This is a genomic window from Herbaspirillum sp. SJZ106, assembly GCF_006715495.1.
In the GTDB taxonomy this organism is placed as follows: Bacteria; Pseudomonadota; Gammaproteobacteria; order Burkholderiales; family Burkholderiaceae_D; genus Herbaspirillum.
In genome coordinates this window covers 184366-200867 of sequence record NZ_VFNI01000004.1, presented here as the reverse complement: position 1 = coordinate 200867, position 16502 = coordinate 184366, and the positions used below count along the sequence as shown (strand labels likewise).

Here is a 16502-nt window from a genome sequence, read left to right as displayed (position 1 = left end):
CAATGCGCGAACTGTACAAATCGAAAGCGTTCGTCTGGACGCTGCTTATCCTGTTTTTGCTGGTGTGGTTCTGGATGCTGGGCGCCCGCACCCTGGTACCCACCGATGAGGGCCGCTATGCGGAAATGGCGCGCGAAATGGTCGCCACCCAGGACTGGATCACCACCCGCCTGAACGGCATCAAGTATTTCGAAAAGCCGCCGCTGCAAACCTGGATGAATGCCCTCACCTTCGAGCTGTTCGGCCTGGGTGAATGGCAGGCGCGCCTGTGGACCGGCCTGTGCGGCCTGCTCGGCATCGGCCTGGCAGCCTACACCGGCGTTCGCGTGTTCAACGGCCGCGTCGGCTTCTATGCCGCGCTGGTGCTGGCGTCGAGTTTCTTCTGGGCCGGCATGGGCCATATCAACACGCTGGACATGGGCCTGTCGGGCATGATGACCATCGCGCTGTGCGCGCTGCTCATGGCCCAGCGCAACGACGCCTCGCGTGAAAGCCAGCGCAACTGGATGCTGCTGTGCTGGGCCGGGATGGCGCTGGCGGTGCTGTCCAAGGGACTGATCGGCGTCGTGCTGCCTGGCGCGGTACTGGTGCTGTACACGCTGTTCTCGCGCGACTGGGCGATCTGGAAGCGGCTGCACCTGCTCAAGGGCCTGCTCCTGTTCTTCGCCATTACCACGCCGTGGTTCGTGGCCGTGTCGCTGAAGAACCCGGAATTCCCGCAGTTCTTCTTCATCCACGAGCACTTCCAGCGCTTCACCTCCAAGATCCACAGCCGCACCGGCCCGTGGTACTACTTCATTCCCATCCTGCTGCTGGGCATCGTCCCGTGGCTGGGCGTGTTCTTCCAGGGGCTGTGGCAAGGCATGCGCGAACAGCGCGACACCGCCGCCTACAACAGCCTCAACGGCGGACGCTTCCAGCCGAAGAAACTGCTGCTGATCTGGGCCGTCTTCATCTTCGTCTTCTTCAGCATCTCGGACTCGAAGCTGCCCTCCTACATCCTGCCGATCTTCCCGGCCCTGGCGCTGCTGATCGCCTGTTACCTGGAGAAGGCCGACTACAAGGCGCTGGCCCTGGCCGGCTCGCTGGTGGCGGTGCCGTGCGCGGTTGGGCTGGCGTTCATTCCGCGCGTCCCGTCGCTGGCCAAGGACGCCTTCTCGCGTCCGCTGGTCGAGGCGCATGTGCCGTATATCTATGCCGCCACGCTGCTGTTTTTCATCGGCGGCATCGCCGCCATCCGCCTGGCTCGCCAGCACAAGGATGTGGCGGTGACCGCGCTGGCCGCCACCGCTTTCCTCGCCGGCCAGGTGCTGATGCTGGGGCACGATCCGCAGGGCCGCTACTCCGCCGGCGTCGACTATGTTCCCGTGCTGCAGGCGGAATTGAAGCCCGAAACCCCGATTTACCTGGTGGGCCGCTATGAGCAGGCGCTGCCTTTCTACCTGCGCCGCACGATGACCTTGGTCCAGCACGCCGACGAAATGGCATTCGGCCTGAAGCAGGAACCGCAGTTGTGGCTGCCCACCATGGACGCCTTCGTCGCCCAATGGGTGGCCGACCATGCGGCCGGCAAGAAGGACATCGCCATCGTCGATCCCACCCTCTACAAGCAGTTGCAGGAACGCAAGCTGCCGATGCGCCTGATCGGCCAGGATCCGCGCCGCGTGATTGTGGCCAATGATCCGGCCCCGGACGCGGCCACGACCGGCGACGGCAAGAAAGCGGCGCCATGAACCTGGCCACGTTCGGTTTCATCTTCGCCGGCATCTGCCTCAACGCCGTGGCGCAATTGCTGCTCAAGGCAGGCACCAACGCCGTGGGCGCGATCCACCTGAGCGCGGAGAACTGGTTTGCCACGGGTATCAAGCTTGCCACGCAATTGCCGATCATCGGCGGCCTGACCTGCTATGTGATTTCGGTGGTGGTGTGGATCATCGGCCTGTCGCGCGTGGACGTGACCATCGCCTACCCGATGCTGTCGCTGGGCTATATCATCAATGCCGTCGGCGCCTGGTATTTCCTCGGGGAAGCGGTGTCCGCCCAGCGCCTGCTGGCCATCGGGGTGATCATCATCGGCGTGGTTTTGCTGACCAGAAGCTGATTTACAATAGCGCGCTGCCCTGCGCCTGGCATCTATCTACGTTCTACGTTATAGCCTGACCGAGAAACACACTCATGAGCCTGCCTTTCCTGCCGTTCGCCAAACCCACCATCGACGAACCCACCATCGCCGCCGTCGCCGACGTGCTGCGTTCCGGCTGGATCACCAGCGGCCCCAAGGTGCAGGCCTTCGAGAAGGCGCTGTCCGAGTACCTGGGCGGGCGCATCGTGCGCACCTTCAACTCCGGCACCTGCACGATGGAAATCGCGCTGCGCATCGCCGGCGTGGGTCCGGGCGATGAAGTCATCACCACCCCGATCTCGTGGGTGGCGACCGCCAACGTGATCATCGAAACCGGCGCCACGCCGGTGTTCGCCGACATCGACCCGGTCACCCGCAACATCGACCTGGACCAGCTGGAAGCCGCCATTACCCCGCGCACCAAGGCCGTGATCCCGGTCTACCTGTCGGGCCTGCCGGTGGACATGGATCGCCTGTACGCGATCGCCCGGAAACACAATCTGCGCGTGGTGGAAGACGCCGCCCAGGCGCTGGGTTCGACCTGGAACGGTAAACGCATCGGCGCCTTCGGCGACTTCGTCTCGTTCAGCCTGCAGGCCAACAAGAACATCACCAGCTCCGAAGGCGGCTTCCTCGTGCTCAACAACGCCGACGAAGCCAGGCTGGCCGAGAAGTACCGCCTGCAGGGCGTGACCCGCAGCGGCTTCGACGGCCTGGAAGTGGATGTGCTGGGCGGCAAGTTCAACATGACCGATGTGGCCGCCGCCATCGGCCTGGGCCAGTTCGCCCATATCGATGCCATCACCGCCCACCGCAAGGCGCTGGCCAGGCATTACTTCGCCGCCTTCGGCGACCGTTTCGAAGCCGAGTACGGCGCCCAGCTGCCGGTGGCCGACTTCGAGAACTCCAACTGGCACATGTTCCAGCTGGTGCTGCCCGAGCGCATCACGCGCGCCGCCTTCATGGAAAAGATGATGGAAAAGCAAGTCGGCATCGGCTACCACTACCCGGCCATCCACCTGCTGCAGCTGTACCGCGAGCGCGGTTTCAAGGAAGGCATGTTCCCGGTGGCCGAGCGCGTGGGCCGGCGCATCGTCTCCTTGCCGATGTTCAATGCAATGAGTAAAGATGACGTGGAACGCGCAGTCGAAACGGTAAAATCGGTCTTGCGTTGATTTTGCGGCAATTTTCCGTTTAAATTCCGCACCACTTGCAATTTCAGCTCCAAGCGGGCCTGAATGCCGCGACGCCTGACGGTCGCTGCGGCTTCGGGCCTTTGACATATTCCAGTACCCGCCATTGATGAAACCAGAACTGTCCGTCGTCATCCCGGTTTACAACGAGGAATCCGGCCTCGCCAAGCTGTTCGAACGCCTCTACCCGGCGTTGGACGCCTTGGGCTACAGCTATGAAGTCATCTTCGTCAACGATGGCAGCCGCGACCGCTCGGCCGGCATCCTGGCCGAGCAGTACCGCATCCGTCCCGACGTCACCCGCGTGGTGCTGTTCAATGGCAACTACGGCCAGCACATGGCCATCATGGCCGGCTTTGAAGCCACCCGCGGCGATATCGTGGTGACGCTGGATGCCGACCTGCAGAACCCGCCCGAGGAAATCGGCAACCTGGTCGCCAAGATGCGCGAAGGCTACGACTACGTCGGCTCGATCCGCCGCAAACGCCAGGATTCGGCCTGGCGCACCATCGCCTCCAAGGCCATGAACCGCCTGCGCGAGAAAATCACCCGCATCAAGATGACCGACCAGGGCAACATGCTGCGCGCCTACGGCCGCAACGTGATCGACCTGGTCAACCAATGCCGCGAAGTCAACACCTTCGTGCCCGCGCTGGCCTACACCTTCGCCCGCAAGCCGACCGAAATCACGGTCGAGCACGAAGAGCGCTCGGCCGGCGAATCCAAGTATTCGTTCTACAGCCTGATCCGCCTGAACTTCGACCTGGTCACCGGCTTCTCGCTGGTGCCGCTGCAGTTCTTCTCGCTGCTGGGCATCTTCCTGTCGTTCGCCTCGGCGGCGCTGTTCATCCTGATCGTGGTGCGGCGCTTCTTGATCGGGGCGGAAGTGGGCGGCGTGTTCACCCTGTTTGCGATCACCTTCTTCCTGATGGGCGTGATCCTGTTTTCCATCGGCCTGCTGGGCGAATACATCGGCCGCATCTACATGCAGGTGCGCGCGCGACCGCGCTATGTGGTGCAGGCCATCCTTGAACAATCCTCCGACGAGGACAAGCAGACATCATGAATGCCGTCGTATTCGCTTACCATGACGTGGGCGTGCGTTGCCTGAAGGTGCTGCTCGCACGCGGCGTGCAGGTGTCGCTGGTGGTCACGCACGAAGACAGCGCGACCGAGAACATCTGGTTCGGTTCGGTGGCCGGCGTATGCCGCGACAACGGCATCCCGTTCATCACGCCGGCCGACGCGAAATCGCCCCAATTGCTGGCCCAGGTGCAGGCGGCACAACCGGACTTCATCTTCAGCTTCTACTATCGCCACATGCTGCCGGTGGAGCTGCTGGCCGCGGCCAGGCACGGCGCCTACAACATGCACGGCTCGCTGCTGCCCAAGTACCGCGGCCGCGTGCCGATCAACTGGGCGGTGCTGCATGGCGAGACCGAAACCGGCGCCACCCTGCACGAGATGACGGTCAAGCCCGACGCCGGCGCCATCGTGGCCCAGACCGCCGTGCCGATCCTGCCGGACGACACGGCCTACGAGGTCTTCGGCAAGGTCGTCGTGGCGGCCGAACAAACCCTGTGGGGAGTGCTGCCGGCAATGCTGTCGGGCCATACCCCGCGCCTGCCCAACGACCTGACCAAGGGCAGCTACTTCGGCGGCCGCAAGCCGGAAGACGGCCGCATCCACTGGCGCAGCACCGCGCGCGAGGTGCATAACCTGGTGCGTGCGGTGGCCCCGCCCTATCCCGGCGCCTTCGAAGAAATCGCGGGTGATAAAATTACGGTCACCAAAACCCGGCTGGTTCCGCCATCGGCCCATCCGGCCCTGCAGAAGGCGCATGGCATGCAAGACAAGTTCTTTGAAGGAGGCAAACTGTACGCACGCTGCGGCGACGGCAACTTCCTCCAGATCCTGGGCATCCAGATCAATGACCGGGATGCGTCGCTCAACAATTACCTGAAATACATGGCCTCCTGAAGTCCGGCCATTCACACTGCTCTCATTATGAAAAAAGTCCTCATTCTCGGCGTCAACGGCTTTATCGGCCACCACCTGTCCAAGCGCATCCTGGAAACCACGGATTGGCATGTCTACGGCATGGACATGATGACCGACCGCATCACCGACATTCTGGAAAACGAGGCCTACAAGTCGCGCATGCACTTCTTCGAAGGCGACATCACCATCAACAAGGAATGGGTCGAGTACCACGTCAAGAAGTGCGACGTGATCCTGCCGTTGGTAGCCATCGCCACGCCGTCGACCTACGTCAACAAGCCGCTGCGCGTGTTCGAGCTGGACTTCGAAGCCAACCTGCCGATCGTGCGTTCGGCCGCCAAGTACGGCAAGCACCTGGTGTTCCCGTCGACCTCGGAAGTCTATGGCATGTGCCATGACGAGGAATTCGATCCGGAAGAGTCCGAACTGATCTGCGGCCCGATCAACAAGCCGCGCTGGATCTACTCCTGCGCCAAGCAGCTGATGGACCGCGTGATCTGGGGCTACGGCATGGAAGACAACCTCAACTTCACGCTGTTCCGCCCGTTCAACTGGATCGGCGCCGGCCTGGATTCGATCCATACCCCGAAGGAAGGCAGCTCGCGCGTGGTGACCCAGTTCTTCGGCCACATCGTGCGCGGCGAGAACATCTCGCTGGTCGACGGCGGCCAGCAGAAGCGCGCCTTCACCTATATCGACGACGGCATCGACGCGCTGATGAAGATCATCGCCAACGAAGGCGGCGTGGCCTCGGGCAAGATCTACAACATCGGCAATCCGGTCAACAACTACTCGATCAAGGAACTGGCCGACATGATGCTGAAACTGGCCGCCGAATACCCCGAGTACGCCGAGACCGCCAAGCAGGTGAAGCTGGTCGAAACGACCTCGGCAGCCTACTATGGCAAGGGCTACCAGGACGTGCAGAACCGCGTGCCCAAGATCACCAATACCTGCGACGAACTGAACTGGAAGCCGCAGACCACCATGGCCGACACCCTGCGCAACATCTTCGACGCCTATCGCAGCCAGGTGGCCGAAGCGCGTGCGCTGGTCGACTGATCCGCAAATATCCGCCTTGCCAGGAAACCGCGCTACGGCGCGGTTTTCTTTTTTCGCCACGGCATTTGCCGTCTGTGTATTGTTCTGTGCGGCATGCGGTGCTAGTCTCCCTATCTGAGCCGCATTGCAGCAATTCCCGGGTTGCTCGTATTCCCTGTCACCTTTCCGATTCGCCGACATTGCCCAAACTTACACTCAAGATCGACGCCGATACCTACCGCGGCACCCGCGTGGGCGTTCCCAACCTCATCGCCCAGTTGCGCCGACACGGCGCCGGCGCCACCTTCCTGTTCTCGCTCGGTCCCGACCATACCGGCTGGGCCCTGAAGCAGATCTTCCGCCCGGGCTTCTTCAGCAAGGTATCGCGCACCTCGGTAGTCGAGCACTATGGCCTCAAGACGCTGATGTACGGCACGCTGCTGCCGGCGCCGGATATCGGCAAGACCTGCGCCGACTTCATGCGCGAAGCCTACGACGCCGGCTTTGAGTGCGGCATCCACACCTGGGACCACCGCGTCTGGCAAGACAACGTCCGCACCGCCGATGCGCAATGGACGCAGGAAACCATGCAGCAATCCTACGGCCGCTACCACGATATCTTCGGGCGCGCGCCGGTCACCCACGGCGCGGCCGGCTGGCAGATGAACGACCATGCCTTCGTGCAGCTCGACCAGTTCGGCATCGCCTACTCCTCCGACGGCCGCTCGCAGTTGCGCGAAGACGGCCGGCTGGCCGATCCGGATGCCGGGCCGCATCGCCTGTCGGCCTTCGGCCGCCCGCTGTCCTGCGTGCAATTGCCGACCACGCTGCCGACGCTGGATGAAATCCTGGGCCGCACCATCCGCGGCAAGCTGATCGATGCCGGCAATGCCGCCGAGCTCCTGCTGGAACTGACCCGGCAACCGCGCGACCACGTCTTCACCTTGCATGCCGAACTTGAAGGCCAGAAACTCGCCCCCATTTTCGAGCAATTGCTGGCAGGCTGGCGTACGCAAGGCTATGAACTGGTTTCCATGGGCGATTATTACCAGAGCGTGAAAAACGATGTACTGCCCATCCTGCCGATCAGCTGGGGCGAATTGCCGGGCCGCTCGGGCGACATGATCGTACAGGCGATGTAGGAGCCGGTTTGCAGGCTCGCCACCACTTCCAGAATTGCAGGCATACGCAATAACCGACCACACCAACGACAACCGATATACGGGGCGCCATTTTGACCGACAGACCAACCATCCTGAACAAGACCGTGCCGGAATTCTCGGCCAGCATGACCGGCGGCAAGGACTTCAACCTTGCCGACTACAAGGGCCGCAACCTGGTGCTGTACTTTTACCCGAAGGACAACACCCCCGGCTGCACCACCGAGGGGATGCAATTCAGGGACCTGCACCCGCAATTCCAGCAGCACAACACCGACATCTTCGGCATCAGCCGCGACAGCCTGAAATCGCACGAGAATTTCAAAGCCAAGCTGGAGATGCCCTTTGAGCTGATCTCTGATCCTGACGAAACGCTGTGCGCCATGTTCGATGTCATGAAGATGAAAAATATGTATGGCAAGCAAGTTCGCGGCGTCGAACGCAGCACGTTTGTGATTGACGGATCGGGCAAAGTGGTGAAAGAATGGCGTGGAGTCAAGGTTCCAGCCCACGTGGATGAAGTGCTGGCCTTCATCAAAACCATTGCCTGAACAACCATCGGAAATCTTGTAGCGCCATCTGCCGGCACTACCGGAACCGTGCAGTGCGAATCTGCCCGAACGATGTTTGCAGGCCGTGTCAGGGTCGCCTGGCAAGCGATGCTGCCGCGTTCGACGAATATGCGGTCAATCGATACAAGCCATTGAATTCAAATAGAAAAACGTTTTTTGAAAGCCGTTTCTGGTTTAGGCCGAAGGCCTGCCGAAACGGCTTTTTTACTTTTCAAATCGCCGCTGACGCTAATCAAGCCCTCCTGCCCCATGGTTTTGCCCATGCCACGATGCCGTTTTTCGGCATGGCGGGCCATCAGAAGGGCTTCATTAGATCCTGCGGTGCCATTGCTCAGTCGATGTTCCCTTCGCTGTTAGCCGTACCGCAATACCTGTTCGCTCTGACAAAGCGGTGTTTTCTTCATTTACTACCGAGGTTCTGATGCCCCTGCCCAAAATGCCGAGCAAGCCAGCTGCGTTGTTGTCTCCCGAGGACTACCCCAAGGCTGATCGCAATAAACCTGTCAAACCGAACATCACTCTCGTCGAAGCACCCGCCCCAAAACCAGCTGTTGCAGCACTCGTCGCCCCTGAAGCAAAGATTGCAGAACCGCGCGCGCGCATCGGCGGCAAGGCTCCGGTCGCGGAAAAGCCGAAGAGCGCCCCCAGGAACCTGGAATCGCGCGCCAAATCCCCCACCAGCCGCACGGCCGACAAGCTGGGCGTGTCCAAACTGTTCGTGCTCGACACCAACGTGCTGATGCACGACCCGACCTCGCTGTTCCGCTTCGAAGAGCATGACATCTACCTGCCGATGATCACGCTGGAAGAGCTGGACAACCATAAGAAAGGCATGTCGGAAGTCGCCCGCAACGCGCGCCAGATCTCACGCTCGCTGGATGCGCTGGTGTCCGACATCGCCGAGGATGCGATCGACCTCGGCATCCCGCTGGCCAAGCTGGGCAACAAGGATGCCAAGGGCCGCTTGTTCTTCCAGACCAAGCTGCAGAATGCCGCGCTGCCGGAAGGCCTGCCCGAAGGCAAGGCCGACAACCAGATCCTGGGCGTGGTGCGCGCGCTGGACCAGCAATATCCGGAGCGCCCGGTGGTGCTGGTGTCCAAGGACATCAACATGCGCCTCAAGGCGCGCGCCATCGGCCTGCCCGCCGAAGACTATTTCAACGACCATGTGCTGGAAGACACCGACCTGCTGTACTCGGGCATCCAGCAACTGCCAGACGACTTCTGGACCAAGCACGCCAAGGGCATGGAGTCCTGGCAGGAAAGCAAGCACGGCAGCAGCCTCACCTACTATCGCGTGACCGGCCCTTATGTGCCGTCGCTGCTGGTCAACCAGTTCGTGTTCATCGAGCCCAAGAACGGCGAACCGGCCTTCTACGGCCAGGTCACGCAGATCAACGGCAAGACCGCCGTGCTGCAGACCCTGCGCGACTACGGCCACGCCAAGAACAGCGTGTGGGGCATCACCGCGCGCAACCGCGAGCAGAACTTCGCGCTGAACCTGCTGATGAACCCCGAGTGCGATTTCGTCACGCTGCTGGGCCAGGCCGGTACCGGCAAGACCCTGCTGGCGCTAGCGGCAGGCCTGGCGCAGGTGCTGGAAACCAAGCTCTATAACGAGATCATCGTCACCCGCGTGACGGTGCCGGTGGGGGAAGATATCGGTTTCCTGCCGGGTACGGAAGAAGAGAAGATGGGGCCATGGATGGGCGCCTTCGACGACAACCTCGAGGTGCTCAACAAGTCCGATGGCGATGCCGGCGAATGGGGCCGCGCCGCGACCCAGGACCTGATCCGCTCGCGCATCAAGATCAAGTCGCTCAACTTCATGCGCGGCCGCACCTTCGTCAACAAGTTCCTGATCATCGACGAAGCGCAGAACCTCACGCCCAAGCAAATGAAGACGCTGGTCACCCGGGCCGGCCCCGGCACCAAGATCATCTGCCTGGGCAATATCGCGCAGATCGATACGCCCTACCTGACCGAAGGCTCCAGCGGCCTGACCTATGTGGTCGACCGCTTCAAGGGCTGGTCGCACAGCGGCCATGTGACCCTGGCGCGCGGCGAACGCTCGCGCCTGGCGGATCATGCCAGCGATGTGCTGTGATGTAAGCGCGCTGTGATGTAAGCGCGATCGGCTCCAACAAAAAAACCACCGCAAGGTGGTTTTTTTGTTGAGATCGCCGGAATCAAGACATGTGCGGAATCAGAGGATGCGCACGCCGACCCACCATGCGATCGCGGCGACGAACGCCGAGGCGGGGATCGTGAAAATCCATGCCCAGACGATATTGCCGGCCACGCCCCAGCGCACCGCCGACATCTTCTGCGAAGCGCCGACGCCGACGATGGCGCCGGTAATGGTATGGGTGGTCGAAACGGGAATGCCAAGCGCGGTGGCGATGAACAGCGTGATCGCGCCGCCGGTTTCAGCGCAGAAGCCGCCCACCGGCTTCAGCTTGGTGATCTTCTGCCCCATGGTCTTGACGATGCGCCAGCCGCCGAACAGCGTGCCCAGGCTGATCGCGCAATAGCAGGAAATGATCACCCACATCGGCGGCGCTTCGGCGCCGGCGCTGGAATAGCCTGCCGCGATGAGCAGCATCCAGATGATGCCGATGGTCTTTTGCGCATCATTGCCGCCGTGGCCCAGGCTGTACATCGAGGCCGACAACAGCTGCAGGCGGCGGAACCAGCCATCGATCTTGCGCGGCGTGGAGCGGAAGAAGATCCATGACACCATGAGCATCATGATCGAACCGAACAGCAAGCCCAGCAAAGGCGAGAGCACGATGAACAGGATCGTCTTGAGCAGGCCCGAGGAGATCAGCGCGCCGGTGCCGGCCTTGGCCACGGCCGAACCGACCAGGCCGCCGATCAGCGCATGCGAGGACGACGATGGGATGCCGTAGTACCACGTGACCAGGTTCCAGAAAATGGCGCCGATCAGCGCGCCGAAGACCACGTAATGGTCGACCACGGCCGGCTCGATCGTGCCCTTGCCCACCGAGGCCGCCACATGCAGCTGGTGGAACACGAAGACGGCGGCCAGGTTGAAGAACGCCGCCATGGCCACCGCCGTCTGCGGACGCAGCACACCGGTGGACACCACGGTGGCGATGGCATTGGCCGCATCGTGGAAACCGTTCATGAAATCGAACAGCAAGGCCAAGACGATCAGGAATGCGAGGATATGTAAGCTGATTTGAACTGTATGCATGGATAAACCGTTATTTGAGGCCGACCCGCAGCCGTGGCCAGGTCACACTGGCAGGCGGCGGTTGCCGCAACTGCCGGGCAACTTGGCGTCAGGCGTTTTCGACGATGATGCCTTCAATGATGTTGGCCACGTCTTCGCAGCGGTCGGTGACGGTTTCCAGGATCTCGTAGATGGCCTTGAGCTTGATCAGCGTGCGCACGTCGGGCTCGTCACGGAACAGCTTGGACATGGCCGCGCGCATCACATGGTCGGCATCGGATTCGAGACGGTCGATTTCCTGGCAGATCGCCAGGATCTGGCGCGAATTGTCCATGTTGTGCAGCAGGGCCACGGCGGCCTGCACCTTCTCCGCACAGGCCAGGCACAGCTCCGCCAGGCGCTTGGCTTCGGGCGTGATGGACTTGATGTCGTACAGGGAGATAGTCTGGGCCGCATCCTCGAGCAGGTCGAGGATGTCGTCCATGCGGGTGATCAGTTGGTGGATGTCGTCGCGGTCGAGCGGGGTGATGAAGGTTTTGTGCAGCAGGTCGATGGTGGTGTGGGTCACCTTGTCGGCTTGCTTCTCGACGGTTTCAATCGCGTGCACGCGAATTTCGAGGTCATCGAAATTGGTCATCAGCGCGACCATTTCCTTTGCCCCCTTGACCCCCAATTCGGCATGCTGATTGAAAAGGTCAAAGAATTTGCCTTCAGTCGGCATCAATCGTCCAAACATGTTTCACTCTCTCGTCAATGATTCGCGCTTGCATGAAGCGCTGTTTCGGACCGGCGATACGGGACTCCGCTCCCATTGCTTGCGAAAAACCGCCCTGCCCGTCTTGCGCGCCGAACCGACCGGCTCCGCGCCTTACTTACACGACACGAGCGGCAAAAAAGCCGCTCGTGGTTCCCTCATGGCCACAGACATTGCGCGCGGCCGAAAAATGGTCCATCAATCGCCGCCGTAAGGCTGGGCCAGATTACCGATGTAATTGTCGTACTTGGTATACATGCCCAGGAATGACAGGCGGATACTGCCGATGGGCCCGTTACGCTGCTTGCCGATGATGATTTCCGCCGTCCCCTTGTCGGGCGAGTCCGGATTGTAAACCTCATCCCGGTAAATGAACAAAATCACGTCGGCATCCTGCTCGATGGCGCCGGATTCGCGCAAGTCGGACATCACGGGGCGCTTGTTGGGGCGTTGCTCCAGCGAACGGTTCAACTGCGACAGCGCGATCACCGGGCAATTGAGTTCCTTGGCCAGGCCCTTCAGGCTACGCGAGATTTCCGAGATTTCCGATGCGCGGTTCTCCGAGGAGCTGCCGCCATTGCCGGACATCAGTTGCAGGTAGTCGATGATGATCAGGCCCAGCTTGCCGCACTGGCGCGCCAGGCGGCGCGAACGCGCGCGCAATTCGATCGGGCTCAGGGCCGGCGTTTCGTCGATGTAGAACTGGGCATCGTTCATCTTCTGGATGGCGTGCGTCAGGCGGGGCCAGTCCTCGTCCAGCAGGCGGCCGGTACGCAGGCGGTGCTGGTCCAGGCGGCCGACCGAGCCCAGCATACGCATGGCCAGCTGGGCGCCGCCCATTTCCATCGAGAACACCGCCACCGGCAGGCCGCTGTCGATGGCAACGTTTTCGCCGATGTTGATAGAAAATGCCGTCTTGCCCATCGAAGGACGTCCCGCGACGATGATCAGGTCGCCCGGCTGCAGGCCGGAGGTCATCTTGTCGAGGTCGATGAAGCCGGTCGGCACCCCGGTGATGTCGCTGGAATTGTCGCGGTTGTACAGTTCATCGATGCGCTCGACCACTTGCGTCAGCAAGGGCTGGATTTCCATGAAACCCTGCGAGCCGCGCGAACCTTCTTCAGCGATGGCGAAAATCTTGGATTCGGCCTCGTCCAGCATCTGCTTGACGTCCTTGCCCTGCGGATTGAAGGCATTGCCGGAAATCTCGTCGGCCACCGTGATGAGTTTGCGCAGGATGCCGCGGTCGCGCACGATCTCGGCGTAGCGGCGGATATTGGCTGCCGACGGCGTGTTCTGCGCCAGCGCATTGAGGTAGACCAGGCCGCCCACTTCTTCTGCCTTGCCGCTGGTCGACAAGGCTTCGTAGACGGTAATGACGTCAGCCGGCTTGGTGCTGTTGATCAGCTTGACGATATGTTCGAAGATGATGCGGTGGTCGTAACGATAGAAATCGTCAGCGCTGACGAAATCGGCGATACGGTCCCACGCCGCGTTGTCCAGCAGCAAACCGCCGAGCACCGATTGTTCGGACTCGATCGAATGCGGCGGCACGCGTAGCGAATCGACCTCGGGATCAGAGGAATCTCTGGGGCCGCGGAATGATGGAAAGGAGTCTTTCTTGGCGCGGGATGATTCTTTCATGGCGCGCATTATAACCTGCTATGGGAGTTGGCCGTTTCAGGCTGGAGGCAAATCGCAGCCCATATCTTGCGCGGTCATTTCCGTTTCCCGGGCTGGACCGCTCCGGCCTCGGGATAAGGCCGGCAACGCTTGCGCCCTGATGCCGGGCGGCAATAAAAAAGCCAGGCGAACCCGGCTTTCTTATTGCAAATTGAATTGCAGCGAATGCAATGCTTACGCTTGCTCGCCCTTCACGTTGATGGTCACATCGACCACCACGTCGGTGTGCAGGGCAACTGCAACCGGGTGCTCGCCAACGATCTTCAACGGACCGTTAGGCAGGCGAACCTGCGCCTTTTCGACGGCGAAGCCTTGCTTGCCCAGCGCTTCGGCGATGTCGAAGTTGGTGACCGAACCGAACAGACGGCCATCGACGCCCGCCTTTTGCGAGATTTCGATGGTGGCGCCGTTGAGCTTTTCACCTTGGGCTTGGGCTGCTGCCAGCTTTTCAGCGGCGGCCTTTTCCAGGTCGGCGCGCTTGGCTTCGAATTCAGCGATGGCTGCATCGGTAGCGCGGCGGGCCTTGCGTTGCGGGATCAGGAAGTTGCGCGCGAAACCGTCCTTGACGCGCACGACATCGCCCAGACCACCGAGATTAACGATTTTTTCCAACAGAATGACTTGCATGTTTTTCTCCTATTTCTCGGCGGCGATTACGCGTTGTGCAGATCGGTGTACGGCAGCAGGGCCAGGTAGCGGGCACGCTTGATCGCGGTATCCACCTGACGCTGGTAGTGGGCCTTGGTGCCGGTCAGGCGTGCCGGCATGATCTTGCCGTTTTCCTGAACGAAGTCCTTCAGGGTGTCCACGTCCTTGTAATCGACCTGTTCAACGCCAGCGGCGGTGAAACGGCAGAATTTCTTGCGCTTGAACAGCGGGTTTTGCTGTTGGCGCTTGTTTTTCAGTTTGCTTTTATCGAACTTTTTACCGAATGCCATGGTTTGGCTCCTGTATCTAAATTGGGTAATGTCTGTGTCGGATTAACCGACGGGATCAAAATCAACGATGTGAAACACGACGCTCTTGCTGTTGCGATTCCTGCGGGCCAGAAAGCCGGTGAATTGGAACATGGCTCCCAGCGCTGCCTTGTTGAGTCGACCGGAGATTTCCCCGGCGGCCATGGCCGCGATGTCGAACTCCACCAAGCGCTTGATCCCCGCTTCCATCTGCTCCGACTGGTGCTGCAACCTGGCAGTCACAATCGGGATGCCGGCCGGCGTATAACGCAACACATCACGTTCGGCCAGGCTGGCGATGACTTGAAGCTGGTTCACTCTCCGCTATGAATCGCTGCGCAATCAGGCTGCGGGTGCTTCGGTGCGGCTCTTGGCTGCGTCTTCCTTTTGCACTGCCTTCAGGATCGGGGAAGGACCGGTTTCGGCCTTCTTCATCTTGACGGTCAGGTGGCGCAGGACGGCATCGTTGAACTTGAAGCCGGTTTCGATTTCGGCCAGCGTTTCGCTGTCGACTTCGATGTTCAGGCAGACGTAGTGTGCCTTGGCCAGCTTCTGGATCTGGTAGGCCAGTTGACGACGGCCCCAATCTTCGACACGGTGCACCTTGCCGCCGCGGGTGGTGACGATGCCCTTGTAACGCTCGATCATCGCAGGCACTTGCTCGCTTTGGTCCGGGTGGACGATAAATACGATTTCATAATGACGCATGTAGACTCCTTTTGGACTATTGACAAAACGCCCACCCCGGCGTCAAGACGAGTGTGGGAAGAGGAAAGTCGGCAATCATACAAGATATCCGGCCAAACAGCAATCCAGACAAGGATTGGGCGAGGCCTGGCGGCGACAACCCGGCTCCGCCGCCCCGCCTTCCTTCTATATATATGCGCATGCGAAGCGATATCGGCCGCATTGTCCCATGTTGCCGTTGACACAAAGATGGTAACTGTATAAAAATACAGACTGTTCATACAAACAGCCTTCCTCCCCGGAAAGGCACTCCACATGCTCAAGCTCACCGCGCGCCAGGAACAGATCCTCAACCTGATCAAGAACGCCATCGAAAACACCGGCTTCCCCCCCACGCGCGCCGAGATTGCCTCGGAACTGGGCTTTCGCTCCGCCAATGCGGCCGAAGAACACCTGCAGGCCCTGGCCCGCAAGGGCGCCATTGAAATCTCCCCCGGCACCTCCCGCGGCATCCGGCTGCGGGAGTCCGGGGTCGCAGCCGGCCTGCCAGGCAACCGCCAGATGGCGCTGCCCCATCCGGCCCTGATGCAATTGAGCCTGCCGCTGGTGGGTCGCGTCGCAGCCGGTTCGCCCATCCTCGCGCAAGAGCATGTGGAAAAAACCTACCAGGTAGATCCCGCCCTGTTTTCAGGCAAACCCGACTACCTGTTGAAGGTGCGCGGCATGTCCATGCGCGATGCCGGCATCCTCGACGGCGACCTGCTCGCAGTCAAGAAGGCCGACCAGGCGCGCAACGGCCAAATCGTCGTTGCCCGCCTGGCCGACGACGTCACCGTCAAGCGCTACCAGAAATCCGGCAACACCATTACCTTGCTGCCCGAGAATCCCGACTTCGCCCCCATCCTCATCGACCAGAACGATGAAGACTTCGCGCTTGAAGGGCTCGCCGTAGGATTGCTGCGCAGCTGGTAAGCCATTCATTCCCGCCACCCCGCCCATCGCTATCGCTTCGTTTTGCCTGCCACGCCGGCCAGGCAAAACGAAGCTTGAGTCTGAGCAAAAACGCCCTGTTTCGCTTTCTGTTCGCACTTTCATCCAGCTGCGTAGCCACATATCATGCCTAGCTGTCGCATT

At 61.0% G+C, this 16502-nt stretch carries 18 protein-coding genes; 10 read left to right on the top strand and 8 right to left on the bottom strand.

Features of this window, described 5'->3' with window-relative positions; all coding sequences use genetic code 11:
• Nucleotides 1–2 precede the first annotated feature (2 nt).
• The 8 genes from FB598_RS14075 to FB598_RS14040 all read left to right on the top strand — a co-directional run bounded on the left by FB598_RS14075 (nucleotide 3) and on the right by FB598_RS14040 (nucleotide 8068).
• Nucleotides 3–1733, top strand: coding sequence for a glycosyltransferase family 39 protein (locus tag FB598_RS14075; RefSeq protein WP_141915644.1), 1731 nt, complete (start codon nucleotides 3–5; stop codon nucleotides 1731–1733).
• On the top strand, nucleotides 1730–2101 hold the full coding sequence (locus FB598_RS14070; protein ID WP_141915647.1) for an EamA family transporter: 372 nt from the start codon (nucleotides 1730–1732) through the stop codon (nucleotides 2099–2101). Before FB598_RS14075 ends, FB598_RS14070 begins: the two co-directional genes overlap by 4 nt.
• 74 nt (nucleotides 2102–2175) lie before the next feature.
• Complete coding sequence (locus tag FB598_RS14065) at nucleotides 2176–3297, top strand: DegT/DnrJ/EryC1/StrS aminotransferase family protein (protein WP_141915650.1); 1122 nt, start codon at nucleotides 2176–2178, stop codon at nucleotides 3295–3297.
• A gap of 127 nt (nucleotides 3298–3424) precedes the next feature.
• Nucleotides 3425–4381, top strand: coding sequence for a glycosyltransferase (locus FB598_RS14060; RefSeq protein ID WP_141915652.1), 957 nt, complete (start codon nucleotides 3425–3427; stop codon nucleotides 4379–4381).
• Nucleotides 4378–5295 (top strand): formyltransferase, encoded by a 918-nt coding sequence (locus FB598_RS14055; protein WP_141915655.1) that lies wholly within the window; start codon nucleotides 4378–4380, stop codon nucleotides 5293–5295. Before FB598_RS14060 ends, FB598_RS14055 begins: the two co-directional genes overlap by 4 nt.
• Before the next feature lie 27 nt (nucleotides 5296–5322).
• Nucleotides 5323–6378, top strand: coding sequence for a bifunctional UDP-4-keto-pentose/UDP-xylose synthase (locus FB598_RS14050; RefSeq protein WP_141915658.1), 1056 nt, complete (start codon nucleotides 5323–5325; stop codon nucleotides 6376–6378).
• A 179-nt stretch (nucleotides 6379–6557) separates the two neighbouring features.
• Entirely contained in the window at nucleotides 6558–7499 is a 942-nt protein-coding gene (locus FB598_RS14045) for a polysaccharide deacetylase family protein (protein WP_141915660.1), read from the top strand.
• Between the two features lie 92 nt (nucleotides 7500–7591).
• Complete coding sequence (locus FB598_RS14040; RefSeq protein WP_141915662.1) at nucleotides 7592–8068, top strand: peroxiredoxin; 477 nt, start codon at nucleotides 7592–7594, stop codon at nucleotides 8066–8068.
• A gap of 158 nt (nucleotides 8069–8226) precedes the next feature.
• Here the strand turns inward: FB598_RS14040 and FB598_RS20765 are convergent, their stop codons facing one another.
• Complete coding sequence (locus FB598_RS20765) at nucleotides 8227–8385, bottom strand: hypothetical protein (protein WP_183405855.1); 159 nt, start codon at nucleotides 8383–8385, stop codon at nucleotides 8227–8229.
• Between the two features lie 125 nt (nucleotides 8386–8510).
• Between FB598_RS20765 and FB598_RS14035 the strand changes: the two genes are divergently transcribed.
• Nucleotides 8511–10196 carry a PhoH family protein gene (locus FB598_RS14035; protein WP_183405854.1) on the top strand — a complete coding sequence of 562 codons (1686 nt, stop codon included), beginning with the start codon at nucleotides 8511–8513 and terminating at the stop codon, nucleotides 10194–10196.
• A 99-nt stretch (nucleotides 10197–10295) separates the two neighbouring features.
• Here the strand turns inward: FB598_RS14035 and FB598_RS14030 are convergent, their stop codons facing one another.
• From FB598_RS14030 to rpsF, 7 genes are all read right to left on the bottom strand, one after another.
• A complete protein-coding gene (locus FB598_RS14030; protein ID WP_141915665.1) occupies nucleotides 10296–11309 on the bottom strand; it encodes an inorganic phosphate transporter in 1014 nt (337 codons plus the stop codon).
• A gap of 88 nt (nucleotides 11310–11397) precedes the next feature.
• Nucleotides 11398–12024: a DUF47 domain-containing protein gene (locus FB598_RS14025; protein WP_141915668.1), complete on the bottom strand. Its 627-nt coding sequence runs from the start codon at nucleotides 12022–12024 to the stop codon at nucleotides 11398–11400.
• Nucleotides 12025–12240: 216 nt separating this feature from the next.
• On the bottom strand, nucleotides 12241–13695 hold the full coding sequence (locus FB598_RS14020) for a replicative DNA helicase (protein ID WP_141915671.1): 1455 nt from the start codon (nucleotides 13693–13695) through the stop codon (nucleotides 12241–12243).
• A gap of 204 nt (nucleotides 13696–13899) precedes the next feature.
• Nucleotides 13900–14352: a 50S ribosomal protein L9 gene (gene rplI, locus FB598_RS14015; protein ID WP_141915674.1), complete on the bottom strand. Its 453-nt coding sequence runs from the start codon at nucleotides 14350–14352 to the stop codon at nucleotides 13900–13902.
• Between the two features lie 26 nt (nucleotides 14353–14378).
• The gene (gene rpsR / locus FB598_RS14010; protein WP_006462643.1) at nucleotides 14379–14663 is read right to left on the bottom strand and encodes a 30S ribosomal protein S18; all 285 of its coding nucleotides are present in this window, start codon (nucleotides 14661–14663) and stop codon (nucleotides 14379–14381) included.
• Nucleotides 14664–14705: 42 nt separating this feature from the next.
• Nucleotides 14706–14999 (bottom strand): primosomal replication protein N, encoded by a 294-nt coding sequence (priB, locus tag FB598_RS14005; RefSeq protein ID WP_141915678.1) that lies wholly within the window; start codon nucleotides 14997–14999, stop codon nucleotides 14706–14708.
• 24 nt (nucleotides 15000–15023) lie between these two features.
• Nucleotides 15024–15389 carry a 30S ribosomal protein S6 gene (rpsF, locus tag FB598_RS14000; RefSeq protein WP_006462645.1) on the bottom strand — a complete coding sequence of 122 codons (366 nt, stop codon included), beginning with the start codon at nucleotides 15387–15389 and terminating at the stop codon, nucleotides 15024–15026.
• A 294-nt stretch (nucleotides 15390–15683) separates the two neighbouring features.
• Between rpsF and lexA the strand changes: the two genes are divergently transcribed.
• Entirely contained in the window at nucleotides 15684–16340 is a 657-nt protein-coding gene (gene lexA, locus FB598_RS13995; protein WP_141915680.1) for a transcriptional repressor LexA, read from the top strand.
• Nucleotides 16341–16502 lie beyond the last annotated feature (162 nt).